At 73.4% G+C, this 25186-nt stretch carries 24 protein-coding genes and 1 riboswitch; of the genes, 14 read left to right on the top strand and 10 right to left on the bottom strand.

Features of this window, described 5'->3' with window-relative positions; all coding sequences use genetic code 11:
- Window positions 1-9: 9 nt before the first annotated feature.
- The 3 genes from ACZ7KF_RS27765 to ACZ7KF_RS27755 are packed head-to-tail and all read left to right on the top strand — an operon-like array spanning window position 10 to window position 4828.
- The gene (locus ACZ7KF_RS27765) at window positions 10-1086 is read left to right on the top strand and encodes an AAA family ATPase (protein ID WP_471080498.1); all 1077 of its coding nucleotides are present in this window, start codon (window positions 10-12) and stop codon (window positions 1084-1086) included.
- The gene (locus ACZ7KF_RS27760) at window positions 1086-2447 is read left to right on the top strand and encodes a DUF58 domain-containing protein (RefSeq protein ID WP_471080495.1); all 1362 of its coding nucleotides are present in this window, start codon (window positions 1086-1088) and stop codon (window positions 2445-2447) included. The genes ACZ7KF_RS27765 and ACZ7KF_RS27760 overlap by 1 nt, the downstream gene beginning before the upstream one ends.
- Window positions 2444-4828 carry a transglutaminase TgpA family protein gene (locus ACZ7KF_RS27755; RefSeq protein WP_471080492.1) on the top strand — a complete coding sequence of 795 codons (2385 nt, stop codon included), beginning with the start codon at window positions 2444-2446 and terminating at the stop codon, window positions 4826-4828. The genes ACZ7KF_RS27760 and ACZ7KF_RS27755 overlap by 4 nt, the downstream gene beginning before the upstream one ends.
- Before the next feature lie 177 nt (window positions 4829-5005).
- On the opposite strand, the gene ACZ7KF_RS27750 is transcribed toward ACZ7KF_RS27755, so the two are convergent.
- The 3 genes from ACZ7KF_RS27750 to ACZ7KF_RS27740 all read right to left on the bottom strand — a co-directional run bounded on the left by ACZ7KF_RS27750 (window position 5006) and on the right by ACZ7KF_RS27740 (window position 7137).
- Window positions 5006-5389 (bottom strand): DUF3040 domain-containing protein, encoded by a 384-nt coding sequence (locus ACZ7KF_RS27750; RefSeq protein ID WP_471080489.1) that lies wholly within the window; start codon window positions 5387-5389, stop codon window positions 5006-5008.
- Between the two features lie 275 nt (window positions 5390-5664).
- On the bottom strand, window positions 5665-6435 hold the full coding sequence (locus tag ACZ7KF_RS27745) for a methyltransferase (protein ID WP_471080487.1): 771 nt from the start codon (window positions 6433-6435) through the stop codon (window positions 5665-5667).
- 123 nt (window positions 6436-6558) lie between these two features.
- Entirely contained in the window at window positions 6559-7137 is a 579-nt protein-coding gene (locus tag ACZ7KF_RS27740; RefSeq protein WP_471080484.1) for an SAV_6107 family HEPN domain-containing protein, read from the bottom strand.
- Window positions 7138-7303: 166 nt separating this feature from the next.
- On the opposite strand from ACZ7KF_RS27740, the gene ACZ7KF_RS27735 reads away from it, so the two are divergent.
- The 5 genes from ACZ7KF_RS27735 (at window position 7304) to ACZ7KF_RS27715 (ending at window position 13505) form a co-directional block, all read left to right on the top strand.
- Entirely contained in the window at window positions 7304-8194 is an 891-nt protein-coding gene (locus ACZ7KF_RS27735) for an ATP-binding cassette domain-containing protein (protein ID WP_471080481.1), read from the top strand.
- Window positions 8166-10250, top strand: coding sequence for a YhgE/Pip family protein (locus ACZ7KF_RS27730; RefSeq protein WP_471080478.1), 2085 nt, complete (start codon window positions 8166-8168; stop codon window positions 10248-10250). The genes ACZ7KF_RS27735 and ACZ7KF_RS27730 overlap by 29 nt, the downstream gene beginning before the upstream one ends.
- A 47-nt stretch (window positions 10251-10297) precedes the next feature.
- Complete coding sequence (locus tag ACZ7KF_RS27725; RefSeq protein WP_471080475.1) at window positions 10298-10927, top strand: TetR/AcrR family transcriptional regulator; 630 nt, start codon at window positions 10298-10300, stop codon at window positions 10925-10927.
- Window positions 10928-11332: 405 nt separating this feature from the next.
- A complete protein-coding gene (locus ACZ7KF_RS27720; protein WP_471080472.1) occupies window positions 11333-11935 on the top strand; it encodes a DUF4126 domain-containing protein in 603 nt (200 codons plus the stop codon).
- A 58-nt stretch (window positions 11936-11993) separates the two neighbouring features.
- Window positions 11994-13505 carry a phytoene desaturase family protein gene (locus ACZ7KF_RS27715; protein ID WP_471080469.1) on the top strand — a complete coding sequence of 504 codons (1512 nt, stop codon included), beginning with the start codon at window positions 11994-11996 and terminating at the stop codon, window positions 13503-13505.
- A 61-nt stretch (window positions 13506-13566) separates the two neighbouring features.
- On the opposite strand, the gene ACZ7KF_RS27710 is transcribed toward ACZ7KF_RS27715, so the two are convergent.
- From ACZ7KF_RS27710 to ACZ7KF_RS27685, 6 genes are all read right to left on the bottom strand, one after another.
- Window positions 13567-14496 (bottom strand): SCO2102 family sporulation regulator, encoded by a 930-nt coding sequence (locus ACZ7KF_RS27710; protein WP_471080466.1) that lies wholly within the window; start codon window positions 14494-14496, stop codon window positions 13567-13569.
- Between the two features lie 56 nt (window positions 14497-14552).
- Window positions 14553-15476, bottom strand: a complete 924-nt coding sequence (gene metF / locus ACZ7KF_RS27705; RefSeq protein WP_471080463.1) for a methylenetetrahydrofolate reductase [NAD(P)H] — start codon at window positions 15474-15476, stop codon at window positions 14553-14555.
- Between the two features lie 91 nt (window positions 15477-15567).
- The gene (thiE, locus tag ACZ7KF_RS27700) at window positions 15568-16215 is read right to left on the bottom strand and encodes a thiamine phosphate synthase (RefSeq protein ID WP_471080461.1); all 648 of its coding nucleotides are present in this window, start codon (window positions 16213-16215) and stop codon (window positions 15568-15570) included.
- 92 nt (window positions 16216-16307) lie between these two features.
- Window positions 16308-16673, bottom strand: a complete 366-nt coding sequence (locus ACZ7KF_RS27695; RefSeq protein WP_471080458.1) for an Rv2175c family DNA-binding protein — start codon at window positions 16671-16673, stop codon at window positions 16308-16310.
- Between the two features lie 64 nt (window positions 16674-16737).
- Window positions 16738-17970 (bottom strand): NAD(P)/FAD-dependent oxidoreductase, encoded by a 1233-nt coding sequence (locus ACZ7KF_RS27690; RefSeq protein ID WP_471080455.1) that lies wholly within the window; start codon window positions 17968-17970, stop codon window positions 16738-16740.
- Between the two features lie 32 nt (window positions 17971-18002).
- The gene (locus ACZ7KF_RS27685) at window positions 18003-18353 is read right to left on the bottom strand and encodes an avidin-fold protein (protein WP_471080452.1); all 351 of its coding nucleotides are present in this window, start codon (window positions 18351-18353) and stop codon (window positions 18003-18005) included.
- 52 nt (window positions 18354-18405) lie between these two features.
- A riboswitch (TPP riboswitch) is annotated at window positions 18406-18518 on the top strand.
- Between ACZ7KF_RS27685 and thiO the strand changes: the two genes are divergently transcribed.
- The 6 genes from thiO (at window position 18516) to ACZ7KF_RS27655 (ending at window position 24391) form a co-directional block, all read left to right on the top strand.
- Window positions 18516-19682, top strand: coding sequence for a glycine oxidase ThiO (gene thiO, locus ACZ7KF_RS27680; protein WP_471080449.1), 1167 nt, complete (start codon window positions 18516-18518; stop codon window positions 19680-19682). (Overlaps the previous riboswitch by 3 nt.)
- A complete protein-coding gene (gene thiS, locus ACZ7KF_RS27675; RefSeq protein ID WP_471080446.1) occupies window positions 19679-19891 on the top strand; it encodes a sulfur carrier protein ThiS in 213 nt (70 codons plus the stop codon). The genes thiO and thiS overlap by 4 nt, the downstream gene beginning before the upstream one ends.
- A gap of 3 nt (window positions 19892-19894) precedes the next feature.
- Window positions 19895-20689 carry a thiazole synthase gene (locus tag ACZ7KF_RS27670; RefSeq protein ID WP_471080443.1) on the top strand — a complete coding sequence of 265 codons (795 nt, stop codon included), beginning with the start codon at window positions 19895-19897 and terminating at the stop codon, window positions 20687-20689.
- A gap of 193 nt (window positions 20690-20882) precedes the next feature.
- The gene (gene pknB / locus ACZ7KF_RS27665) at window positions 20883-22820 is read left to right on the top strand and encodes a Stk1 family PASTA domain-containing Ser/Thr kinase (protein ID WP_471080440.1); all 1938 of its coding nucleotides are present in this window, start codon (window positions 20883-20885) and stop codon (window positions 22818-22820) included.
- A 99-nt stretch (window positions 22821-22919) separates the two neighbouring features.
- Window positions 22920-23798: a deoxyribonuclease IV gene (locus tag ACZ7KF_RS27660; RefSeq protein ID WP_471080438.1), complete on the top strand. Its 879-nt coding sequence runs from the start codon at window positions 22920-22922 to the stop codon at window positions 23796-23798.
- A 74-nt stretch (window positions 23799-23872) separates the two neighbouring features.
- Complete coding sequence (locus tag ACZ7KF_RS27655) at window positions 23873-24391, top strand: DUF4396 domain-containing protein (RefSeq protein WP_471080436.1); 519 nt, start codon at window positions 23873-23875, stop codon at window positions 24389-24391.
- A 58-nt stretch (window positions 24392-24449) separates the two neighbouring features.
- Here the strand turns inward: ACZ7KF_RS27655 and ACZ7KF_RS27650 are convergent, their stop codons facing one another.
- Complete coding sequence (locus ACZ7KF_RS27650; protein WP_471080434.1) at window positions 24450-25082, bottom strand: sulfite oxidase-like oxidoreductase; 633 nt, start codon at window positions 25080-25082, stop codon at window positions 24450-24452.
- Window positions 25083-25186: the final 104 nt, after the last annotated feature.

The following is a 25186-nucleotide window of genomic DNA, read 5'->3' as shown; positions in this document are numbered from 1 at the left end:
GAGGGCCGGGTGTCGACCTATGACGATCCAGCGAGCCATGGGGGCGTCCCCGACCGGGCGTATGCGAGGGTGGGGGATGATCTGACCGCCACGGTGGAGCGGGTGCGCCGTTCGATCGAGAGCGTGATCGAGGGCAAGCCCGAGGTCGTGCGCCTCGCGCTGACCGTGCTGCTCGCCGAGGGCCACCTGCTGATCGAGGACGTCCCCGGAGTGGGCAAGACGATGCTCGCCAAGGCGCTGGCGCGGTCCATCGACTGCTCGGTGCGGCGCATCCAGTTCACGCCGGACCTGCTGCCCTCGGACATCACGGGTGTGTCCATCTGGGACCAGCAGCGCCGGGAGTTCGAGTTCAAGCCCGGCGCCATCTTCGCGCAGATCGTGATCGGCGACGAGATCAACCGCGCCTCGCCCAAGACCCAGTCGGCGCTGCTGGAGTCCCTGGAGGAACGGCAGGTCACCATCGACGGGCGGACCTACGAACTGCCCAGTCCCTTCATGGTGGTGGCCACGCAGAACCCGGTCGAGATGGAGGGCACCTATCCGCTGCCCGAGGCCCAGCGCGACCGCTTCATGGCCCGCGTCTCCGTCGGCTACCCGAGCGTCGAGGCAGAGCTGCGGATGCTCGACGTCCACGGCGGGGTCAGCCCGCTGGAGGACCTCCAGCCGGTGGCGCACGCGCACGAGATCGTGAAGCTGGTCGAGGCGGTGCGCGGGGTGCACGTCTCCGAGCCGGTCCGGCGCTACGCGGTCGAACTGGTCGCCGCCACCCGCACCCACCCCGACCTCAGACTCGGCGCCTCCCCGCGCGCGACGCTGCACCTGCTGCGCGCGGCGAAGGCCTCCGCGGCCCTCGCCGGCCGGGAGTACGCGCTGCCGGACGACGTCCAGGCGCTGGCCGTCGCCGTCCTCGCCCACCGCCTGCTGCCCACCGCCCAGGCACAGCTCAACCGCCGCACGGCCGAACAGATGGTGCTGGAGATCCTCCAGCACACGTCGGTGCCCGCGGCCCCGGGCCAGCACAGCGGCTTCCACGGCCTCGGCCGCACCATCCCGGCCTATCCGCAGCAGCCTCCGCGGAGTCTGTGATGAGCCCCGGGGGGCCGGGACCGGCGGAGACCGACCGCGGGGAGGCGGGCGGGGTCCGTACGGCGCTGTCGGGTCTCACCACCCGCGGCCGCTCCTTCCTCGCGGCCGGGACGGCCGCCGCGGTCTGCGCGTTCGTGCTGGGCCAGAACGATCTGCTGCGGGTCGGTCTGCTGCTCGCCGCGCTGCCCCTGATCTGCGCGACCGTGCTGTACCGCACGCGCTACCGGGTGGCCGCGAGCCGCCGCCTGTCCCCCGCGCGCGTACCGGCCGGCAGCGAGGCCCGGGTCCACCTGCGCATGGACAACGTCTCCCGGCTGCCCACCGGTCTGCTGATGCTCCAGGACCGGGTGCCCTACGTCCTCGGGCCGCGGCCCCGGTTCGTGCTGGACCGGGTGGAACCGGGCGGCCGCCGCGAGGTGTCCTACCGGGTCCGCTCGGACCTGCGGGGCCGCTATCCGCTGGGCCCGCTCCAGCTGCGGCTCACCGACCCCTTCGGCATGTGCGAACTGACCCGCTCCTTCGCCACGTACGACACCCTGACGGTCGTGCCGCGCGTGGTGCCGCTGGCCCCGGTCCGCTTCGGCGGCGAGGCCAAGGGGTACGGCGACGGACGGCAGCGCTCGCTGGCCCTGGCCGGCGAGGACGACGTGATCCCGCGCGGCTACCGCTACGGCGACGATCTGCGCCGGGTGCACTGGCGGTCCACCGCGCGCTACGGCGAACTGATGGTGCGCCGCGAGGAGCAGCCCCGGCGCTCCCGGTGCACCGTGCTCCTGGACACCCGCGGCGGCGCCTACGAGGGCGCGGGTCCGGACTCGGCCTTCGAGTGGGCCGTCTCCGGCGCCGCCTCGGTCCTGGTGCACATGCTGGAACGCGGCTTCTCGATACGCCTGCTGACCGACAGCGGCAGCGCGGCGCCCGGCGAGGGCGGCGACGGGTTCTCGGGCACCGGCCAGGAGACGGCGGACGCGGCCGGGCTGATGATGGACACCCTCGCGGTGATCGACCACTCCGACGGCACCGGCCTGTCCCGGGCCTACGAGACGCTGCGCGGCGGCAACGAGGGACTGCTGGTCGCCTTCCTCGGCGACCTGGACGAGGAGCAGGCCACGACGGTCGCCAAGATGGGCCGGCGCAGCGGCGGCGCCGTCGCCTTCGTGCTGGACCCCGACACCTGGGTGCGGGAGGCGACCGACGTGCCCCGGCCCGGCGACCGGCACGCGCAGCGGCTGCACCTGCTGCGCGAGGCGGGCTGGACGGCGCTGAGCGTGCCGCGCGGCGCGTCGCTGGACGAACTGTGGCGGCAGGCGGACCGGGAACGCTCCGGCCTGACCGCCCTGAGCGGGGAGGCACGGGGATGAGCGGGCGGGCACGACTGGCGCTGTGCGCGGCGGCGGCCACCCTGATGGCCTCCTGCGCACTGCTGCCGCTGGTCGCCGAGCCGACCTGGCTGCTGCAGCTGGTGCCGCTGCTGGCGATACAGACCGGGGTGGGCGCGGCGGCCCGGCGGGTGCCGCTGGGCCGGGCGCTGACCGTGGGGGCACAGGCCCTGGTCACCCTGATGCTGCTCACCCTGGTGTTCGCCCGGCGGCACGCGATCGCCGGGCTGATCCCCGGCCCGGACACCTTCCGCGCCTTCGCCGAGCTGTTCCGGCAGGGCGCGGACGACGTCAGCCAGTACGCGATACCGGCGCCGGTCACCGACGGCATCAAGCTGATGCTGATCGGCGGCGCGCTGGTGATCGGACTGCTGGTGGACGTCCTCGCGGTGACCTTGCGCAGCGCGGCCCCGGCCGGGCTGCCCCTGCTCGCGCTGTACTCGGTGGCCGCGGGGCTGTCCGGCGGCGGCGCCGACTGGCTGTGGTTCCTCGTGGCGGCGGCCGGCTATCTGATGCTGCTGCTCGCGGAGAGCCGGGAGCGGCTCGCCCAGTGGGGCCGGGTCTTCGGGGGCGCGCCCCGCACGCCCGGCGCCCCGGATCCGGGGGGCCTGGCGCCGGTGCGCACCGGACGCCGGATCGGCGCGGTCGCGCTCGGCGTGGCCCTGGTGGTGCCGCTCGCCCTGCCCGGGACAGACGGCGGTCTGCTGGACGGCACCGGCACCGGCGTGGGGGCGGGCAACGGTCACGGGGGCACGATCTCGGCGGTCAACCCGCTGGTGTCGCTGCGGGACAACCTCAACACGAACGACGACCGACAGGTGCTGTCCCTGCGGACCAGCAGCAACGACATCTCCGACCTGTATCTGCGGATCGTCTCCCTGGACGACTTCGACGGCACCACCTGGTCGCCGGCCCAGCGGCCCGTCGTCGGCCTGCCGGGCAAGCTGCCCACGCCCATCGGGCTGAGCGCGGACACCCGGCGCGGCGAGGTGCGGACGACCGTCACGGCGGCGGACACGTACGCCCAGAACTGGCTGCCGATGCCCTATCCGCCGAGCGCGGTGAAGGTCGACGGCCGGTGGCGGTACGAGCCCGTCGGGATGACCCTCGTCGGCGATCACGGACAGACCACGCGGGGTGAGACCTACCGGGTGACCAGCCTGGACGTGCGGCCGACCGCGGCCCAGCTGGCCTCCGCGGCGGAGCCGCCGGCTGCTCTGAAGAGGCAGTACACCAAGGTGCCGGCCGCGCTGCCGAAGGTGGTGGGCCGCACCGCCCGGGAGATCACCGCGGGCGCGAGCAGTCACTACGACGAGGCCGTCAAGCTCCAGGACTACTTCGCCGTCACCGGGGGCTTCCAGTACGACACCTCGGTGAAGGTGGGCCGCGGTCCCGACGCCATAGCGAAGTTCCTGAAGAAGAAGGAGGGCTTCTGCGTCCACTTCTCCTTCGCGATGGCGGCGATGGCCCGCACGCTGGGCATCCCGGCCCGGGTCGCGGTGGGCTTCGCGCCCGGCACCCCGCAGGCCGACGGCACGGTGGCGGTGAACCAGAAGGACGCGCACGCCTGGCCCGAGCTGTACTTCGAGGGCGTGGGCTGGACCCGCTTCGAGCCGACCCCCACCCGTGGCACCACGCCGTCGTACACCCAGTCGGACACGCCCGGCACCTCGCTGCCGGACGAGGCGCTGCCGTCCAAGGGGGCGTCCTCGGCGCCCTCGGCCGCGGCCTCGCCGAGCGAGAGCTGCGACGGCGGACTGCGCAGGCTGGACGCCTGCGGCAGCCCCTCCGCGGCGGCGGTCCCGCACCACGAGGACGACGGTACGGACCCGTGGTGGTGGGTGCTGACCGGACTGGGCGCGCTGCTGGTCGTGGCCGTTCCGCTGTCGCCGCTGCTGTGGCGGGAGAAGCTGCGCGGACGCCGGCTGGGCGGGCACGCCCGTGACACGGGGGGCGCGGCGGCGCACACCCTGGCCGTCTGGCAGGAGCTGACGGACAGCGCCTGGGACCACGGCATCGCGCCGGACGAGTCGCTGACCCCGCGCAGGGCCGCCGACCGGATCGTGCGGCTCGGGCAGCTGGATCCGGCGGCGGGGGCCGCCGTGCACCGGGTGGCGGACGCGGTGGAGCAGGTGCTGTACGCGCCCGCGCCGCGCCCGGCGACGGGAGCGGCGCAGGACGTGCGCCGGGTGATCGATGCGCTGCGGGCCACGGTGAACACCGGGACGCGGCTGCGGGCGCGGTTCCTGCCCCGCTCGTCGGTCCGGGTGCTGTGGGCGCTGTCGGCCCGCTGGGCGGCGGTACGGGCCCGGGTCGCGGCGGCCCGGCCGACGCTCCGGCGGCCGTCCGGGCAGCGGGGCTGACGGAGCCGGCGGGACGCGGAACCGGATCGGCAGGACGCGGAGCCGGAACGACGCGGAGGGGCGGCCACCTGATGGTGGCCGCCCCTCCGCGTCAGGTCCGAGAGGATGCCGACGATGTCTGAGGAGGTCCGGGCGATGTCCGAGGTGGTCCCGGCGCCGGTCCGCGGACCGATGGGCTCAGTGGCCCTGTTCGTCCCGCCGACGCTGCCAGCGCTGCTCGATCCGGTCCATCACGGAACGCCTCGGCCGTACCTGACGGCGGGCGGCACCCGGAGGATGCTCGCCCGGCTTCGGGGCCTTGCGCCAGCCGGTGACGGCTAGCACGGCGCACCCCAGCATGACGAGGAAACCCACCACGCTGACCCAGATCAGCTGCGCGACCATTCCGGCCATGAGGAGCGCGATACCGACGAGGAAGCCCGCGGCCGCCTGGTAGACCCGCCGCCGGGTGTACGTCCGCAGCCCGTTTCCCTCAAGCGCTGACGCGAACTTCGGATCTTCGGCGTACAGCGCTCGCTCCATCTGCTCGAGCATGCGCTGCTCGTGCTCCGAGAGCGGCACGGAGTCCTCCTCATCGTGCAGTCGCCGGGGCGACCCGGGGGGTCCCTTCAGGATAGGCAGGGAATCGCCCCCGTGAAACCCGCCCCTCTACGCCAATTGGCCAACCGGAGTCCGTCATGACCATCCGGCTCGCTGAGGCTTCCATTCCCCGGCGGCCGACCCGTCATGCCGGGCGGTGTACCTCGATCATACGGCGCAAACCCCTCGATCGGGGGGCTTGTGGCGTACTCCATCTGCGGCCAAGGCGCTGATCAGCGGCTTGTCCCGCGGTGCGCTCAGCCCTCTGCGGCACCCGCCGTCTCACCGAGCACATGAAGCTGGGTGGCGACGGAGTGGAACGCGGACAACTCGGCCGCGGCGGCCTCCAGCTTGAGCAGCGCGTCGAGGGCGCCGGGCTCGGTGTCCACCAGGACGCCGGGGACGAGGTCGGCGAAGACGCGCACGCCGTGCACCGCGCCGACCCGCAGGCCGGCGCCCTCGACCAGCGCGGTGAGCTGCTCGGCGGTGAACCGGCGGGGCATCGGGTCACCGCTGCCCCAACGGCCGTCGGGGTCCTGGAGGGCCTGGCGGGCCTCGGTGAAGTGGCCGGCGAGGGCGCGGGCGAGCACGGCCCCGCCGAGGCCGGCGGCGAGCAGGCTGAGGACGCCCTCGGAGCGCAGCGCGGCGACCGCGTTGCGCACGCCCTCGGCCGGGTCGTCCACGTACTCCAGGACGCCGTGGCACAGGACGACGTCGTAGCCGTCGCGCTCGACCACGTCGAACAGGCCGTGGGCGTCGCCCTGGACGCCCCGGACCCGGTCGGCGACGCCGGCCTCGGCGGCGCGGCGCTCCAGCGCGAACAGCGCGTTGGGGCTGGGGTCGACCACGGTGACGCGGTGGCCGAGGCGGGCGACGGGCACCGCGAAGTTGCCGCTGCCGCCTCCGGTGTCGAGGACGTCCAGCGATTCCCGGCCCGTGGCCTTGACCCGGCGGTCGAGGGCGTCCTGCAGGACCTCCCAGACCACGGCGGTACGGAGAGAGGCGCGGGGGCGCGACGGGTCCGACACGGCAGTTGACTCCTCGGCAGGGCTGGAGGGCTTCAGGCGACCCCACCCTATTGCCTCCCACGCCGTACCAGGTCATCGCGCCGGTGTACCGGCCGGTGCGTCTCGGCGGGGACGACGCCGGGGTCAGCCCGCGTCCGGGAGCCGACCGCGGGGTCCCGGTGTCCGCGGCGCCGGGCCGTCCGGTCCGTCGGTGTCCTGGCGGGGCTGGGGCAGGGCCGGCTGGAGGACCAGCATCCGCTCGACGATGCGGAGGAACATCGCCGCGTCGCGTACGAGGTCGTCGGCGTCGCGCCGCCCGGCCGCCCCCTGGATGCCCGCCTCGGCGCGGGCGCGGCGCGCGGCGCCGGAGGCGAACAGCGCGCTCCACTCGGACAGCTCCGGGGCGATCTCGGGCAGTACGTCCCAGGCACTGCGGATCCGGGCCCGGCGGCGCGGGGAGGTCTCGGGCCGGCCCCGCGCGGCGAGGACGGCGGCGGCGGTGCGCAGGGCGGCGAGGTGGGCCGTCGCATAGCGCTCGTTCGGTGTCTCCAGGACCGCGGCCTCCTCCAGTCCGGCGCGGGCCTGGGCGAGCAGGTCGAGGGCGGCGGGCGGGGCCGTGGCCCGGCGGAGCACGGGGTGCACGTCGCTCGCCGGGCCGGTCAGTGAGGGGGCAGGGCCGGTGGCGCGGCGCCGGTGGGGGGCGGCTGCGGACGAGTGGGCCATGACGAACCTCCTGTCGTCTGGGTCACGGCACGAATGCCGTATGTGCCCATCGTGAGGTATGCCACTGACAATCCGTTCTGACCTGGGCTTTTGCTTCGAGCGTGGGTTCGGGCGTATTTTTGCACTGACCAGTCAGTTCAAATACGGTGGACAGGGGGTCGGGCTTGTGGACGGCACGGACGGCACTGCCCGCGCGGTCGGCGCGGGCGTCAAGGCCGAGGGCCTCGGGCTCAAGGGACCACGGGGGTGGGCCTTCCGAGGCGTCACCGTCGACGCGGAGCCCGGCTCTCTGATCGCCGTCGAGGGCCCCTCCGGCTCCGGTCGCACGTGCCTGCTGCTCGCGCTCACCGGACGGATGAGGCCCACCAAGGGAGTTGCCACCGTCGGCGGTTTCACACTTCCCCGGCACATGGCGGCCCTGCGCCGCGTCAGCGCGGTGGCCAACGTGAGCGGTGTGACCGACCTGGAGCCGGCCCTGACCGTCGGGGAGCACCTGCGCGAGCGGGCCCTGCTCCAGCGCCGCTTCGGCGACTCCCTGCGCGAACTGCTGCACCCCCGGACACGGCGCGTCCACGAGGCGCGGCTGCGCGTCGACGCGGCGCTGGCCGCGGCCGGTCTCGACCCGGAGACCCTCCCGAAGGGCTCCCGGACGGCCGTACGCGACCTGGAGCGGCCCCAGGAACTGCGCCTGTCCCTCGCGCTGGCCCTGCTGGGCGGCCCCCGGCTGATCGGCGTCGACGACGTCGACATGAAGCTCTCGGACACCGAGCGGGCCGAGGTCTGGGACCTGTTGCGGTCCCTCACGCGCGCGGGGACGACGGTCGTGGCGGTGTGCCGCACCGCACCCGAGGACTGCGTCGCCGTCACCACGCACCGCGGCGACGACACGACGGAGCCGGGCGACGCGAGCGCCCCGGGGCACGCGGGCGGCCCGACCGCCCAGGACGACGCGGACGACGCGGACGACGACAGAACCGGCCCGAGCGACACCGAGAGCGACGATCCGAGCGACCCGAAGGAGGAGGCCGATGCGCTCACCGAGGCTGGCCGCGCTTGAGCTGAGGCGCTTCGGGCGCGGGAGTCTGCCGCGCGCCGCCCTGGTGGCGCTGCTGGTGCTGCCCCTGCTGTACGGCGCCCTGTACCTGTGGTCCTTCTGGGACCCGTACGGCCGCCTGGACCGCATCCCGGTGGCCCTGGTGAACGACGACAAGGGCGCCACGGCCGGCGGGAAGAAGATCACCGCCGGTGACGACATCGTCGACGGGCTGCGCGACAGCCGGACCTTCGAGTGGCACGAGGTCAGCGACGAGGAGGCCCGCAGGGGCGTCGAGGACGGCACGTACTACCTGTCGCTGACCATGCCCGGCGACTTCAGCAGCCGGATCGCGTCCAGTTCGGGCGGTTCCCCGGAGACCGGCGCCCTGCGGGTGCGCACCAACGACGCGAACAACTACATCGTCGGCCAGATCTCCCGCACCGTCTTCAACGAGGTGCGCTCGGCCGCGTCCACGAAGGCGTCCCGGACCTTTCTCGACAAGATCTTCGTGTCCTTCTCCGACATCCACGACAAGACGGTCACGGCGGCCCAGGGGGCCGACAAGCTGAACAGCGGCCTCGGCAAGGCCGAGAAGGGCTCCAAGGACCTCGCCGACGGCCTGAGGGAAGCCAAGGGCGGCAGCGGCAAGCTGGCCAAGGGCCTGAAGAAGCTCGACAGCGGCGCCGGCGACCTGCAGAAGGGATCGCGGCAGGTCGCCGACGGCACCCAGGCCCTCGCCGACAAGGTCGACGGCATCTACGCCGACGCGGGACCGTTCATCAAGAACAACGAGAAGACCATCGGGGACACCGCCAGGCTGGTCTCCGACTCGGCCAAGGCGGTCAAGGACAACCTGGACGTGCTGGTGAAGCTCGCACCGGGCGCCGCCAGGACCGCGCACGCGTCCTCCGCCGTCCTGGACGAGGTGTACGAGAAGCGCTGCGAGCCCGCGGCCCTCCCCGATCCGGTGTGCCCCGACCTGAAACGGGCCAGGACCGCCGCCGCCGAGGTCGCCACCGTCGCCGACGACCTCAACACGCTGATCGCGGACCAGGACGGCGACCTGAAGACGATGCGGGCCAACCTCGGCACGCTCCGGAAGCAGGCCGACGCCCTCGCCGAGCGCGCGCCGCACCTGTCCGAGGACGTCGACGACGCCGTCAAGAAGATCGACAAGCTGAACACCGGTGCGCAGAAGGTCGCCGCCGGAGCCGAGAAACTGCACACCGGGCTCGGCACCGCCCGCACCGGCGCGGTCGCGCTGGACAAGGGCATCGGCACCGCCAAGTCGGGCGCCGAGACCCTGCACGGCGGCCTGTACAAGCTGTCCGACGGCTCCGGGAAGCTGGCCGGCGGGCTGCACTCCGGCGCCAAGAAGATCCCGGACTACGACAAGCAGGACCGCGACCGGCGCACCGGCGTGATGGCCGACCCGGTCCAGCTCGCCTCCCACGACCTGCACAAGGCGCCGAACTACGGCACGGGCTTCGCCCCCTACTTCATCCCGCTGTCCCTGTGGGTCGGCGCGATGGTGGCCTACATGCTGATCCCGCCGCTCAACCGGCGTGCCCTGGCGGCCGGCTCGTCCGCCTGGCGGATCGCGCTCGCCGGCTGGCTGCCGGTGGTCGCCGTGGGCGTGCTCCAGGTGGCCGCCCTGATGGCCGTGCTGCACTGGGCGATCGGTCTGCAGATGCTGCGGGCGGCCGGCACGATCGGTTTCCTCTTCCTGGTCACGGCATGCTTCGCGGCGATCGTGCAGTGGCTGAACGCCCGCTTCGGCGCGGCCGGCCGGATCCTGGTGCTGGCGCTGCTGATGCTCCAGCTGACCTCGGCGGGCGGCACCTATCCCGTGCAGACCAGCCCCGGCTTCTTCAACGCCCTGCACCCGTTCCTGCCGATGAGCTACATCGTGGAGGCGCTGCGCCGGCTGATCACGGGCGGCGGGCTGGGCCCGGTGTGGCAGGCGTGCGGTGTGCTCGCCGCGTTCACCGCGGGCGCCCTGGCGCTGACCGCCCTCGCGGCCCGCCGCCGCCAGGTGTGGACGCTGGACCGGCTGCATCCGGAGCTGAGCCTGTGATCCCCGGGAAGCGCTCGCACGCGCGCGTACCTGTGAGAATCGGGGCCATGGAAAGCAGCAGCGCCAGGTCCGGCGGCAGCACGCGCCGCGAGGCCACCCGGCAGAAGCTCTACGAGGCGGCCGTCACGCTCATCGCCGAGCAGGGCTTCTCCGCGACCACGGTGGACGAGATCGCCGAGCGGGCCGGGGTCGCGAAGGGCACGGTCTACTACAACTTCGCGAGCAAGTCCGTTCTCTTCGAGGAGCTGCTGAGGCACGGCGTGGGCCTGCTCACCGCCTCCCTGAAGGAGGCGGCCGAGGGGACGGCACGCGCGGGCGGCGGCAAGGTGGACGCGCTGGACGCGATGATCCGCGCGGGCCTGGTCTTCATCGACCGCTACCCGGCCTTCACCCAGCTCTACGTCGCCGAACTGTGGCGCACCAACCGGGCCTGGCAGTCCACCTTGATGGTGGTGCGGCAGGAGGCCGTCGCGGTGGTGGAGGGGGTGCTGCGCGAAGGCGTGGCGGCCGGGGAGTTCAGCGACGAGATCGACGTCCAGCTGACGGCGGCGGCGCTGGTCGGCATGGTGCTGGTGGCGGCGCTGGACTGGAAGTCCTTCCAGCCGGAGCGCTCCCTGGACGACGTCCACGCGGCCCTGTCGCGGCTGCTCCAGGGGCGGGTCAGCGGCAAGGTCTGAGCGCCCCGGGGACCCCGCGGGCGCACGAGGAAGGCGCCGGTCCGTCCCGGACCGGCGCCTTCCGTTCCCCCGTGTTCCCCCGTTCCCCCGTACTTCCTCCCCCGTGTTCCCCCGTACTCCCCCGTACGGGTTCCCCCGTGCGGACCCCCGTGGTGGTCTTCCCCGAGGCCCCCCTGTCTCGCTTCCGCCGACGGATCGGCGGAAGGAGCGGCCGGCGGGCGTGCACCGTTCCGCCGCCCCGTGTCGGCGGTGCCGGGCCACGCCCCCTGCCGTGCCTCCACTCTCTCGTTCGGGCGCCCGCCGCCCCATCCGCGCAGGTACTCATCTGGCCGTCTGAGTACGTGTACTCAGCCGTCCGCGCGCGTGCCCACGACTCCCGTCCGCGGCCTGGTTACGATCGCGTCCGTGTCGGTACTCCCTCTCGTCTTCACCAGCGGCTGGGCCAGCGGCATCAACGCCTACGCGGTGGTGCTGCTCCTCGGCCTGTTCGGCGCGACGGGGGTGAGCGACGACGTTCCGCAGACGTTGCAGCGCCCCGAGGTGCTGATCGTCGCGGGCGTGCTGTTCCTCTGCGAGGCCGTCGCCGACAAGATCCCGTACGTGGACTCGCTGTGGGACTCCGCGCACACGGTGGTCCGTCCGCTCGCCGGTGCCTGGGTGGGGGCGCTGCTCGCCGGGCAGAGCGGCTCGCTCTCCGATGCGGCGGCCGGCCTGATCGGCGGTTCGACGGCGCTGGCCAGCCACACCGTCAAGACCGGCACACGGATGGCGGTCAACACCTCGCCCGAGCCGTTCAGCAACATCGTGCTGAGCCTCGCCGAGGATCTCGGGGTCGGGGGCGTCGTCACGTTCGCGATGTTCCATCCGGAGGCGGCGGCGATCGTCGCGGCCGTCCTGCTGGCCGCCGGACTGCTGACCCTGCTGTTCCTGGTCTCGCGCATCCGCCGCTTCCTGCGCCGCCGGGCCCAGCGGCGGGAGGAGCGGCGCCTGGCCTCCCGGGCCCCCTGACCCGCGCCCGGACCGCCCGGCGGCCCGGTCGTCGGTGGCGGTCGATAAAGTCGCGGTCATGGCACGGATTGCGGTGATCGGCGCCGGGACGGGCGCGATGGCGGCTGCCGCCCGGCTGGCCGTCGCGGGCCACCGGGTGGTGGTGTACGAGCGTACGGAGACGTACGGCGGTGCGGTGCGCCGGTTCGAGCGGGACGGGTTCCGCTTCGACACGGGCCCCGGGCTGCTCACCCTGCCCGCCGTCTACCGCGATCTGTTCGTCAAGACCGGCAAGGAGCCGCTGGAGGACTGCGTCGAGCTGGTCCAGGTCGACCCCTCGGCACGGCACGTCTTCGCGGACGGCAGCGAGGTGTCCCTGCCGAACGCCTCCCGCGCGGGTGTCGTCGCGGCCCTGGACGAGGCGCTGGGCGCGGGGGCGGGCGAGCGCTGGGGGGACTTCCTGGTGCGGGCCCGCGAGGCCTGGGACCGCACCCGCCGGCCGCTGCTGGAGGAGCCGTTGTGGCCCGACTGGCAGGTGCTGGCCGGCAAGGAGCCGTATCCGGCGGTGCCGCACAAGCGGCTGCTGCGCACACGCCGGGCCCGGACCCTGGCCGAGATCGCCTCCTGGGAGCTGCGCGACGAGCGCCTGGGTGCCCTGCTGATGAGCCACGCGCTCGCGTACGGCCTCGACCCCTGGACCGCTCCGGCGAGTGCCGCCGTGCTGCCGTACATGGAGCACGCCTTCGGCACCTGGTACGTGCGCGGCGGCATCCGGGAGCTGGCGCGCGCGGTGTACGAGCGGTGCCTGAAGCGGCGGGTGGAGTTCGTCTTCGGCGCCGAGGTGACCGGGATCGTGGAGAAGGACGGCCGGGCCGCGGGGGTGGAGCTGGCCGACGGCGGCGTCGCCGAGGCGGACCACGTCGTGGCGGACGTGCACCCGGCCCGGCTGCGGGACCTGACCCGGCGTCCGCCGGACGACGAGGGCGACGTACGGGCCGACCCGAGCGCCACCCCGCCCGCGCGGTTCACCCTGCTGCTCGCCCTGCGCGGCGGACGGGAGCCGGGAGCCGCGCACCGCACGGTCGTCCATCCGGCCGCCCCCGAGTCGGAGTGGGACTTCCTGGCCTCGCCGGGCGGCGACGAGCCCCCCTGTCCCACGGTGACCGTGCTGCGCCCCGACGACCCCGCGCTGCGGCCCGACGGCGCGCACGAGTCCATGGTGCTGTCCGCCACGGTGTCCACCGAGGCCGCCTGGGAGGACGAGGGCACGGTCCGGCGGTACACGGACTTCCTCCTCGAAGCCGCCGAGCGCGCGGCACCCGGACTGCGCGAGCGCCTGCTGTGGCACGAGGTGCGGGCCCCCCGCGCCACCGAGGACGAGACGGGCGCGCCCCGCGGTGCCGTGCCCGCTCCCGCGCTCGCGGCCGGCCGGGGACGCTTCCTGCACCCGGCGAACACCACGCGGCTGCCCGGTCTGTACCGGGTCGGCGGCTGGTCCCATCCGGGCGGCGGCCTCGCGCACGCCGGCATGTCGGGCGCGCTGGTGGCCGGGCTGATCGTGGAGGGGCCGGAGTTCCGCGGCTCGCAGTGAGCGGACCGGGCGCGGAGGCGGTGCCGCTTGCGAGCGGGCCGGGCCCGGGGGCTCGGTGGGCTCAGAAGCGGTACTGCTCGTCGTACCCCGCCCCGGGCTGCGGCTGCTGCCCGCCCGGCTGGTGCGGGTACGGCTGCTCCTGCGGGAGTTCACCGCCGTACGCCTCGTCGGTGCGCTGCTGCGGCACCCACACGCCGCCGGCCGGGGTCTCGCCGTATCCGCCGGGGGCGTACGGGTCCTGGGCGTAGCCCTGCTGCTGACCGTACTGCTGGCCGTACCCCTGCTCGTAGGAGCCGTAGGACTGGCTGCCGATGTACGGGTCGGAGTAGTTGGCGTAGCCCTGCTGGCCCGCGTTGTCGTAGCCGTAGCCCTGCTGGGCGTAGCCGGAGTGGTCGTAGGCGTAGCTCTGCTGGTCGTCGTCGGCCGGGCGGGCGGTGTGCGCGGTGTCGCCGTAGACGCCGTAGTTGCCGGTGTCGTCGGGGAGGGGCTGCGGCTCGTAGACGGCCGTGGTCTCGGCGGCGGTGGGCTCGGCCGCCGCGCGGGAGGCGGCGGGGGTGAAGACGTCGTCGCGGTCGTAGTCGTCGTCGTAGGCCGCGTGTGCCCGGCCGTAGGCGTCGTGTCCGGGGTCCCGGTCGTCGGCGGTCCCGGCAGACCCGGGGTCGGCGTCCGGGGCGCCCGGCTCGTGCCGCTCCGCCCTGCCGCGGCGCCGCCTGCCGGCACCGCCGGCCTCGCCGTCGGGCCGCTTGACCGCCCAGCCGGCCGCGAAGCCGCGGCGGAACGACAGCGTGACGTAGGTCTGGCCGAGTGCGAAGGCGATCGCACCCAGCCCGATCACGATGACGGACGGCATCAGCACGCCGACGACGACGCCGAGGAAGCCCGCGAAGGCGAGAAGCCGCCAGCGCAGCCGCGCCTTGTACTGCAGCAGTACCTCGCCGAGCAACCACAGCGCGACGCCGCCGAACGCGATGTAGAGGACCGTCCAGCCCATGTACGCCCCTCTCCCAGTGGCCGCTACGCAGTGTGTCGTATCGCGCTGCGGCCGGTCTAGGCCTGCGGGGGGTGGTGCAGGCCCAGGTTCTCGTAGATTTCCAGGGTCGCCGTGGAGTTGTTGAGCGTGATGAAGTGCAGTCCGGGCACTCCCTCGGCCAGCAGCCGTGCGCAGAACTCCGTGGCGAAGTCGATACCGATGGAGCGTACCGCCGCCGGATCGTCCTTCGCTGCGAGGATCCGCTCTTTCAGGACGTCCGGGAACTGGGCGTTGCTGAGCTTCGGCAACCGTTCCAGCATCTTCACGCTGGTGACCGGCAGGACCTCCGGGATCACCGGGGTGTCACAGCCCGCGGCCGCCACACGGTCGCGCAGCCGCAGATACGACTCCGGCTGGAAGAACATCTGTGTGATGGCGTAGTCGGCGCCCGCACGGCACTTGTCCACGAAGTGGGCGACGTCGGTGTCCCAGTCCGAGGAGCGCGGGTGCATCTCCGGGAACGCGGCCACGCCGACGCAGAAGTCGCCCGATTCCTTGATGAGCCGGACGAGTTCGGCCGCGTAGGCCAGGCCCCGGGGGTGCGGCACCCACTCGCCCATCGGGTCGCCGGGCGGGTCGCCCCGCACGGCGAGCATGTTGCGGATGCCGGCGTCCGCGTACTGGCCGATGATGTTGCGCAGTTCGGCGATGGAGTGGTCGACCGCGGTGAGGTGGGCGACCGGGGTCAGCGTGGTGTCGGCGACGATCTGCTGGGTCTCCTTGACCGTGCCCGCGCGGGTGGAGCCGCCGGCGCCGTAGGTCACGGAGACGAAGTCGGGGGCGACCGCCTCGACCCGCCGGAGCGCGCTCCACAGGTTCCGCTCGCCCTTGGGGGTCTTCGGCGCAGAGAACTCGAACGAGTACGTCGTCTTGCCGGTGGCGAGGATGTCGCGCACGGTGCGTGCGCGATCAGTCCTGGTCGATGCGGTTCCGAGGGCCATACCGGCAGGTTAGCCAGGGGTGGGCGGTCCCCCAACCGAACCCCGGTAATTTGCCCGAATTGCCGGTTTCCTGTCCACCCCTTGGGACAGGCTAGCCCTGTCGCAGCCGCTTCGCGAACTCCGCCGCCGCCGCGCCCGGGTCGTCCGCCTCGGTGATCGCGCGGACCACGACCACCCGCCGGGCCCCCGCGTCCAGCACCTGGTCCAGGTTGCCGAGGTCGATGCCGCCGATCGCGAACCAGGGGCGGTCGGTGCCGAGGCCCGCCGTGTACCGGACGAGGTCCAGGCCGGGGGCGTGGCGGCCGGGCTTGGTGGGGGTGGGCCAGCAGGGGCCGGTGCAGAAGTAGTCCACACCCTCCTGGACGGCGGCTGCGGCGGCCTCGGCCTCGGCGTGCGTGGAGCGGCCGATCAGCACCTGGTCGCCCAGGATCGCGCGGGCCGCGGGAACCGGCAGGTCGCCCTGGCCGAGGTGCAGCACGTCGGCGCGGGCGGCGTGGGCGACGTCGGCGCGGTCGTTGACCGCGAGCAGCTTGCCGTGCCGGGCGCAGGCGTCGGCGAAGACCTCCAGGTGCGCCAGTTCCTCGGCGGCCTCCATGCCCTTGTCCCGCAGCTGCACGATGTCGACACCGCCGGCCAGGACCGCGTCCAGGAAGGCGGGCAGGTCGCCCTGGCTCCTGCGGGCGTCCGTGCAGAGGTACAGGCGGGCGTCGGCGAGCGCGGCGCGGGCGGTGTCGGACATGCGTGGGTCCCCCCGTGGTCGGTGTCCGGCGGTGATTCCGGGCGGTGGCGTGCGGGCGTCCGGCCCGCACGCCACTGCTGCTGCGGGCCGGGTCAGACGGCGAGCGCCTGGGCGCGGCGCTTCACCTCCGTGCCGCGATTCTCGCTCAGGGCCTGCGCGGGTGTGCCGGGCAGGGTCGGGTCGGGGGTGAAGAGCCACTCGATCATCTCTTCGTCCGTGAAGCCGTCGTCCCGCAGGAGCGTCAAGGTCCCGGACAAGCCCTTGACGACCTTGTCCCCGTCGATGAAGGCGGCGGGGACGTGCAGTGCCTTGTTCTCACCTCGGCGTACGGCGATCAGCTGGCCCTCCTTGACCAGCTGCCGGACGCGTGTCACCTCGACGCCGAGCTGTTCGGCGATGTCGGGGAGGGTGAGCCAGGCAGGGACGAGAGCATCGATCTTTGCGTCAATCTCGGTCACGGAATCTAGCCTGCCATCTGCCACCGACAGTCGGAAGTCGACCACCCCCACCTGGGAGAACGTACTAGCCGGAGGTGGCGTCCTTCAGGGGGCGGGCCGGGTCCGCCAGAGCCTCGGCGTCCATGGTGCGGCCCGCCTCGATCAGGCGCCGGCCCTGGGCCAGGTCGCGGGGGCGGCCCACCGCCAGCAGGGCCACCAGCCGGTCCTCGCGCAGCCAGCACACCGTCCAGGACGGGCCCGCCGGGTCGCCGCGCCACACCAGCCGGTCGGCCGCGGCGTGGTGGCCGGCGTACTGCACGAACCGGCCGAACTGCTCGGACCAGAAGTACGGCACGGGGTCGTAGACCGCCGGGGTCTCGCCGAGGATGTTCGCGGCCACCGTGCGCGGGCCCTGGAGGGCGTTGTCCCAGTGGTGGACGAGGAGCCGTGCGCCGTAGCGGGCCGAGGGGAAGGAGGCGCAGTCGCCGACGGCGTACACGTCCGGCGCGGAGGTGCGCAGCCGGTCGTCGGTGAGGACCTCGCCGCGCGTGCCCAGCTCGATGCCGGAGCCCGCCAGCCAGGCGGTGGCGGGACGGGCGCCGATGCCGACGACGACGGCGCCCGCGGGCAGCCGGGTGCCGTCGGCGAGGACCACCTCGCCGGGCTCGACGCGCTCCACGCGCGCGTGGGTGCGCAGTTCCGTGCCGCTGTCGGCGTACCACGCGGCCATGGGCGCGGCGACCTCGGCGGGCAGGGCCCCGGCGAGCGGGTGCTCGGCGGCCTCCACGACGGTCACCGCGCAGCCCGCCTCGCGGGCGGCGGTGGCGAACTCGGCGCCGATCCAGCCCGCGCCCACGACCACGATGTCGTGCTGCCGGGCGAGGACGGGCCGCAGCCGTTCGGCGTCGTCCAGGGTGCGCAGCAGATGCACTCCCGGCACGCCCTCGGTGCCGGGCAGCGTGATCGGTTCGGCGCCGGTGGCGAGGACCAGGACGTCGTAGGGCACGAGTCCCGTCTCGGTGTCCAGCTCGTGCTCGGCCGGGCGCACCCCCCGCACCTCGCAGCCGAGCCGCAGCTCGACCCCGAGGGACTCGAAGTCCACGTCGAAGGCGGAGTCCTCGGCCTTGCCGAGCAGCACCGCCTTCGACAGCGGAGGTCGGTCGTACGGCTGGTGCGGCTCGGCGCCGATGACGGTCACGGGCCCCCGGAACCCCTGTTCCCGCAGGGCGACCGCGGTCTGCACCCCGGCCATGCCCGCGCCGACGACGACCACGCGCCGCTTCTGTGACGTGCCCTCTTCCGCTGTCTGCTCGCTCACCCGATCACCATAGACAATTGACGATCCGTCAGTCAGGGGGCGTGCTCCGTGACCTCTTCCACAACGCTCGTGCCGGAGCCGGCCTGCGACTCCCACTCCCAGGTCTCCTCCAGCCGCACCCGCCCGTCCGGCAGCTCCACGACCGCGGACACGCAGTGCCCCGAGGAGGTCGTCCCGTCGGTCTTCAGCTGGACGTAGCGGAAGTCCAGCCGGTCTCCCTCGCGGCTGCCGACCAGATGGCCGCGCACGACGTCGCCGCCCGCGTACTCGGCCCAGATCTCGCCGTCCTTCTCGTGGTACGTGAACCGGGTGCGGGTGCCCACCTGACCTGGGGCTTGGTCCGCCACGGGGGCGAGGATGAGTCCGTCGAGCGAGCGGGCCATGGGGCGGGGCTCCCTTACGAGTGGCGAGGGGGGCGGGCTAGGGTGGCCACCGTACAAGCACACGCGGGAGCCCGGACGCACCGGGCTGAGAGGGAGGCTGGCGGCCTCCGACCGTACGAACCTGATCCGGGTCATGCCGGCGAAGGGAGGGGCTGGACGCCCATGTCCTCACGTACGTCCGACGTCCTCGTCGTCGGGGGCGGAATCATCGGCCTGGTCACGGCCTGGCGGGCGGCGCAGCGCGGGCTCGCCACGGCCGTGGTGGATCCCGAGCCCGGGGGCGGGGCCGCGCAGGTCGCGGCCGGGATGCTGGCCGCGGTCACCGAGCTGCACTACGGCGAGGAGACCCTGCTCGCCCTGAACCTGGAGTCGGCCCGCCGCTACCCGGCCTTCGTGGCCGAGCTGACCGAACTGACCGGCCAGGACCTCGGCTACCGCCGCTGCGGCACCCTCGCCGTCGCGCTGGACGCCGACGACCGCGCCCACCTGCGCGAACTGCACGCGCTCCAGCAGCGCTCGGGGCTCACGTCCGAGTGGCTGTCCGGGCGGGAGTGCCGCCGTCTGGAGCCGATGCTCGCACCGGGGGTGCGCGGCGGGCTGCGGGTCGACGAGGACCACCAGATCGACCCGCGCCGGCTGGCGGCGGCCCTGGTGACCGCCTGCGAGCGGTCCGGGGTGGTGTTCCACCGCGCGTGGGCGCAGCGGCTGGACGTCGCGGGGGACCGGGCCGTGGGCGTCACCACGGCGGACGGCACCGCACTGCGCGCGGAGCGGGTGGTCCTCGCCGCCGGAAGCCTGAGCGGGCGGCTCGCGGGTGTGCCGGACGAGCTGCTGCCTCCGGTGCGGCCGGTGAAGGGGCAGGTGCTGCGGCTGACCGTGCCGCGCCGGTACGCGCCGTTCCTGAGCCGGACCGTGCGGGCCGTGGTGCGCGGCAGCCAGGTCTACCTGGTGCCCCGGGAGAACGGCGAACTGGTGGTCGGCGCCACCAGCGAGGAACTGGGCTGGGACACGACGGTCACGGCCGGCGGCGTGTACGAGCTGCTGCGCGACGCCCACGAGCTGGTGCCCGGCATCACCGAGCTGCCGCTCACCGAGACCCGGGCCGGGCTGCGCCCCGGCTCCCCCGACAACGCGCCGCTACTCGGCCCGTCCGGCCTGGCCGGGCTGCTGCTGGCCACCGGGCACTACCGCAACGGGGTGCTGCTCACGCCGGTCACCGGGGACGTGCTGGCGCACACCCTGGTCACCGGTGGACTCCCCGCAGAGGCACGTCCCTTCACCCCGCGGCGCTTCGGTGCCGCCCTGGAGCAGCTGGAGCAGCCCGCATGAACCCCTCCGTCACCGTCTCCGTCAACGGCGAGCCCCGCCAGGTCGCGCCCGGCACCGCGCTGGACGCGCTGGTGCACACCCTCACCGCGGCGCCGCGCGGGGTGGCCGCCGCCGTCAACGAAACCGTCGTCCCGCGGGCGGAATGGGCGACGACCGCCCTCGCCGAGGGCGACCGGGTCGAAGTACTCACCGCCGTACAGGGAGGCTGAGCCATGGCCGACGATCCCCTGGTCCTCGGAGACCTGACCTTCTCGTCCCGGCTGATCATGGGCACGGGCGGGGCGCCGAGCCTGGAGGTGCTGGAGCGGGCGCTGGTCGCCTCCGGCACGGAACTGACGACGGTCGCGATGCGCCGGGTGGACCCCGCCGTGCACGGCTCGGTGCTGTCGGTGCTGGAGAAGCTCGGCATCCGGGTGCTGCCGAACACGGCGGGCTGCTTCACCGCCGGCGAGGCCGTGCTGACCGCCCGGCTCGCCCGGGAGGCGCTGGGCACGGACCTGGTCAAGCTGGAGGTCATCGCCGACGAGCGGACGCTGCTGCCGGACCCGGTGGAGCTGCTGGACGCGGCGGAGACCCTGGTCGACGACGGCTTCACGGTGCTGCCGTACACCAACGACGACCCCGTGCTCGCGCGGAAGCTGGAGGACGTCGGCTGCGCGGCGGTCATGCCGCTCGGTTCGCCGATCGGCTCCGGGCTGGGCATCCGCAACCCGCACAACTTCCAGCTGATCGTGGAGCACGCGCGCGTGCCGGTGATCCTGGACGCGGGGGCCGGTACGGCGTCCGACGCGGCGCTGGCGATGGAGCTGGGGTGTGCGGGGGTGATGCTGGCGTCGGCGGTGACGCGGGCGCAGGACCCGGAGCGGATGGCCGCCGCCATGCGGCTCGCGGTGGAAGGGGGCCGGCTGGCTCGGTCGGCGGGGCGGATCCCGCGGCGGTATCTCGCGGAGGCGTCGTCCCCCGCGGCGGGCCTGGCCGTGCTGGATCCCGAGCGCCCCGCGTTCTGACCCCCCGCACGCCGGAGCCGCCCCTCGCTCGCCCGGCATGCGTCGGGAACCGGCGCCGTCGGGGGGCCGAGGGGCGCGCGTGCGGGGTCGTCGCACGCGCGTGCGTGCATCGCGTCACAGGTCGGCTTCAGTCCCGCTCCGAAGCCGGTGGGCGGGGCGGTCGTGTCGGTCCTTCCTCGTAGACTCCCCTCTCGTGGATACGACCCTTCAGGACCCCCTCGTCGGGCAGGTGCTCGACGGCCGGTACCGCGTCGACGCGCGCATCGCGGCCGGCGGGATGGCCACGGTCTACCGGGCCCTGGACACCCGCCTGGACCGCGTGCTCGCCCTGAAGGTGATGCACCCGACGCTCGCGGTGGACGGTTCGTTCGTCGAGCGGTTCATCCGGGAGGCGAAGTCCGTCGCCCGGCTCGACCACCCCAATGTGGTGCAGGTCTTCGACCAGGGGACCGACGGGTCGTACGTCTACCTGGCGATGGAGTACATCGCCGGATGCACCCTGCGGGACGTGCTGCGGGAGCGGGGCGCCGTGCAGCCGCGGGCCGCACTGGACATCCTGGAGCCGGTGCTCGCCGCGCTCGGCGCCGCGCACCGGGCCGGGTTCGTACACCGCGACATGAAGCCCGAGAACGTGCTGATAGGAGACGACGGCCGGGTCAAGGTCGCCGACTTCGGGCTGGTGCGCTCCGTGGACACGGTGACCAGCACCACGGGTGCCGTGCTCGGAACCGTCTCCTATCTCGCGCCCGAGCAGATAGAGCAGGGCACCACCGACCCGCGTGTCGACGTGTACGCATGCGGAGTGGTCCTGTACGAGATGCTGACGGGCACCAAGCCGCACGCCGGTGAGTCCCCGGCCCAGGTCCTCTACAAGCACATCCACGAGGACGTGCCGCCGCCCTCGGCGCTCGTGCCGGGGCTGCCGTTCGAACTCGACGAGCTGGTGGCGTCGGCCACCGCGCGCACCCCGGACATCCGCCCGCACGACGCCGTGGCGCTGCTCGCCCGGGTGCGCGAGGCCCGGCAGACGCTGACCGAGGCGCAGCTGGACGCGCTGCCGCCGCAGGCGCTCACCGCGGACCACGACAACGCCGAGGACCGGACGAGTGTGATCCCGCGCGCGCTGACCGTGCCCCGGCCGCTGTCGGTGAACGAGGACGCGTTCGAGGGCGCCCCGGCGGACGGCATCGACCGCACCGCCCGCTTCGGCAACCCGCCCGTGCCGTCCCGCCGGCGCCCGGCACGGCCCCCGCGCGCGGTGCTGGCCGTGATCGCGGCCGTCCTGGTGGTGCTCGGCGTGGGCACCGGGATCTGGTACATCAACTCCGGCCAGTTCACCAAGGTGCCGCCGCTGCTGGCGCAGACCGAGTCGAAGGCGGAGGACCGGCTGAAGGCGGCCGGGCTCGAGGTCGGCCAGGTCAAGCACGCCTACAGCGACACCGTCGAGCGCGGCACGGTGATCGGCAGCGACCCGGCGCCCGGCGCGCGGATCCGCGACCACGACGCGGTGACGCTGACCGTGTCGCTGGGACCGGAGACGGTGAACGTGCCGAACGTGGCGGGACAGCCGCTCGCCAAGGCGCGGGCACGGCTGAAGGCGGACGGCCTGGAGCCGGGCATGGTCACCCGCGAGTTCAGCGACGACGTCGACAAGGGCTCGGTGATCCGCACGACGCCGGACGCGGGCACCAAGCGGCACGCGGGCTCGGCGATCGCGCTGGTCGTCAGCAAGGGCAGCCCGATCGACGTGCCGGACGTCACCGGCGACGACCTGGACAGCGCGAAGGAGGAGCTGACGGACGCCGGGCTGAAGGTGAAGGTGGCCACCGCGCGGGTCAACTCCGAGTTCGACAAGGGCAAGGTCGCCACGCAGAGCCCCGGTGACGGAAGCGAGGCCGCCGAGGGCGACACCGTCACGCTGACGCTGTCCAAGGGCCCGGAGATGGTCGAGGTCCCGGACGTGGTCGGGGACAGCGTGGACGACGCCCACGAGGCACTGGAGGGCGCCGGCTTCCAGGTCGACGAGGACCGCGGGCTGCTGGGGCTGTTCGGCGACACCGTGAAGGAGCAGTCGGTGGACGGCGGTGACACGGCGCCCAAGGGCTCGACGATCACGATCACCATCCGGTGACCACCATCCGGTGACCACCATCCGGTGATCACCATCCGGTGACCCGATTCACCGGGCACCGCGGTCCGGGCGCGGGGGCGGACATGACACCCTGAACGGGTGAGTCCCGTTCAGTCCTCCCTCCCCCGCAACCCGGTCGGCGGCCATGTGCCCGTGGCCGGGGGCCTGCACTCCGTCGGGCTGTCCTACGCCCGCGACCTCCAGGCGGAGACCGTGCAGGTCTTCGTCGCCAATCCGCGCGGCTGGGCGACGCCCGCCGGGAATCCGCGGCAGGACGAGGCGTTCCGCGCGGCCTGCGCCGAGGAGTCGATCCCGGCGTACGTCCACGCTCCGTATCTGATCAACTTCGGCTCGCACACCGAGGCGACCGTGGAGCGGTCGGTGGAGTCGCTGAGGCATTCGCTGCGGCGCGGACGGGAGATCGGCGCGCGGGGTGTGGTGGTGCACACCGGGAGCGCGACCGGCGGGCGGGCGCGGGAGGTGGCGTTGAAGCAGGTGCGCACGCACATGCTGCCGCTGCTGGACGAGCTGACCCACGACGACGACCCGTTCCTGCTGCTGGAGTCGACCGCCGGGCAGGGCGCCTCGCTGTGCTCGCGCACCTGGGACTTCGGACCGTACTTCGAGGCGCTGGACGCCCACCCGAAGCTGGGCGTGTGCCTGGACACCTGCCACATCTTCGCCGCCGGGCACGATCTGACCGGGCCGAGCGGCATGCACCAGACCCTCGATCTGCTGGTGGACGCCGTGGGCGAGGGCCGGCTGAAGCTGATCCACGCCAACGACTCCCAGGACGTGGTGGGCGCGCACAAGGACCGGCACGAGAACATCGGCTCCGGCCATATCGGCGAGGACCCGTTCCGGGCGCTCATGACCCACCCCGCGACCGCCGGTGTCCCGCTGGTCATCGAGACGCCCGGCGGCAAGGAGGGGCACGCGGCGGACGTGGAGCGGCTGAAGAAACTGCGCGCGGGCTGAGCCTTGGGGAATACCCCAGGGGGGTATACGGTTCCTGTCGGGTACAGGAACCGTTACCTGACATGGGGGCAGTCATGCAGCACGAGGCACACGCGGAACATTCGGCACACACCACACACGCCGCACATTCGGCACACGGACACCACCAGGCGTCCGCCGCCACCTGGACCATGGCCGCCCAGGCCACCCTGCACTGCCTCACCGGCTGCGCCATCGGCGAGGTGCTCGGCATGGTCATCGGCACGGCGCTCGGCTGGGGAAACCTGCCGACGATGATCACGGCGATCGTGCTGGCCTTCTTCTTCGGCTACTCGCTCACCCTGCGCGGGGTGCTGAAGGCGGACGTCGACCTCCGTACCGCCCTCCGGGTGGCACTGGCCGCGGACACCCTGTCCATCGCCGTGATGGAGCTGATCGACAACGGGGTGATCCTGATCTGGCCGTCGGCGATGGACGCCACGCTGGGCGACGCGCTGTTCTGGATCTCGCTCGCGGTCTCGTTCGTGATCGCCTTCACCGTGACCACGCCGGTCAACAAGTGGATGATCGGCCGGGGCAAGGGGCACGCGGTGGTGCACCGGTACCACCACTGAGCCGACCGGGAGCACAGCCCGGGCCGCACCCGGGCCCTCCCCGGCGGGAGGGGCAGGATCAGAGCTCGGGGCCTTCCCCGGGCTCTTCCTGGTAGGAGTAGCGCTGTTCCTTCCAGGGGTCGCCGATGTTGTGGTAGCCGCGCTCCTCCCAGAAGCCGCGGCGGTCGGCGGTCATGTACTCCACACCCCGGACCCACTTGGGGCCCTTCCAGGCGTACAGGTGGGGGACGACCAGGCGGACCGGGAAGCCGTGCTCGGCGGTGAGCAGCTCGCCGTCCTTGTGGGTGGCGAAGATCGCGCGGTCGGAAGCGAAGTCCGACAGGCGCAGATTCGAGCTGAAGCCGTACTCCGCCCAGACCATCACATGGGTGACGTCCGGCGCCGGCGGGGCCAGGTCCAGGATGGCGCGGGCCGGGACCCCGCCCCACTCCGCGCCGACCATGCTGAACTTCGTCACGCAGTGCAGATCGGCCACCACGGTCGCGTACGGCAGGGCCGTGAACTCCTCGTGGTTCCAGGTGAGCTTGCCGGCGCCGGCGGTGGCGCCGAAGACGCGGAACTCCCAGCGCTCGGGCCGGAACTTCGGGACGGGCCCGTAGTGCGTGACCGGCCAGCCACGCTGGAGCCGCTGACCCGGCGGAAGCTCGGACCCTGCCGCTGCCCCAGACTCTCGCTCCACCGGATGCCCCATGTATCCATCCTGACAGACCTCGGGCAGTGCCCTTGACCATCACTCGACCAAGCGGACAACTCGGGCAAGCAAGCACTTATTTACTAAGTATGCACTTACTGGAC

This window comes from Streptomyces sp. NPDC038200, assembly GCF_055600785.1.
This window is presented reverse-complemented; position numbering and strand designations above follow the sequence as displayed.

Bases quoted from the DNA above. Each gene is read 5' to 3' on its own strand.
- ACZ7KF_RS27760 (WP_471080495.1), top strand. From the start codon at position 1,086: ATGAGCCCCGGGGGGCCGGGACCGGCGGAGACCGACCGCGGGGAGGCG.
- ACZ7KF_RS27755 (WP_471080492.1), top strand. From the start codon at position 2,444: ATGAGCGGGCGGGCACGACTGGCGCTGTGCGCGGCGGCGGCCACCCTG.
- ACZ7KF_RS27740 (WP_471080484.1), bottom strand. From the start codon at position 7,137: ATGGCCCACTCGTCCGCAGCCGCCCCCCACCGGCGCCGCGCCACCGGC.
- ACZ7KF_RS27730 (WP_471080478.1), top strand. From the start codon at position 8,166: ATGCGCTCACCGAGGCTGGCCGCGCTTGAGCTGAGGCGCTTCGGGCGC.
- ACZ7KF_RS27725 (WP_471080475.1), top strand. From the start codon at position 10,298: ATGGAAAGCAGCAGCGCCAGGTCCGGCGGCAGCACGCGCCGCGAGGCC.
- ACZ7KF_RS27715 (WP_471080469.1), top strand. From the start codon at position 11,994: ATGGCACGGATTGCGGTGATCGGCGCCGGGACGGGCGCGATGGCGGCT.
- ACZ7KF_RS27710 (WP_471080466.1), bottom strand. From the start codon at position 14,496: ATGGGCTGGACGGTCCTCTACATCGCGTTCGGCGGCGTCGCGCTGTGG.
- metF (WP_471080463.1), bottom strand. From the start codon at position 15,476: ATGGCCCTCGGAACCGCATCGACCAGGACTGATCGCGCACGCACCGTG.
- thiE (WP_471080461.1), bottom strand. From the start codon at position 16,215: ATGTCCGACACCGCCCGCGCCGCGCTCGCCGACGCCCGCCTGTACCTC.
- ACZ7KF_RS27685 (WP_471080452.1), bottom strand. From the start codon at position 18,353: ATGGCCCGCTCGCTCGACGGACTCATCCTCGCCCCCGTGGCGGACCAA.
- thiO (WP_471080449.1), top strand. From the start codon at position 18,516: ATGTCCTCACGTACGTCCGACGTCCTCGTCGTCGGGGGCGGAATCATC.
- thiS (WP_471080446.1), top strand. From the start codon at position 19,679: ATGAACCCCTCCGTCACCGTCTCCGTCAACGGCGAGCCCCGCCAGGTC.
- ACZ7KF_RS27670 (WP_471080443.1), top strand. From the start codon at position 19,895: ATGGCCGACGATCCCCTGGTCCTCGGAGACCTGACCTTCTCGTCCCGG.
- ACZ7KF_RS27655 (WP_471080436.1), top strand. From the start codon at position 23,873: ATGCAGCACGAGGCACACGCGGAACATTCGGCACACACCACACACGCC.
- ACZ7KF_RS27650 (WP_471080434.1), bottom strand. From the start codon at position 25,082: ATGGGGCATCCGGTGGAGCGAGAGTCTGGGGCAGCGGCAGGGTCCGAG.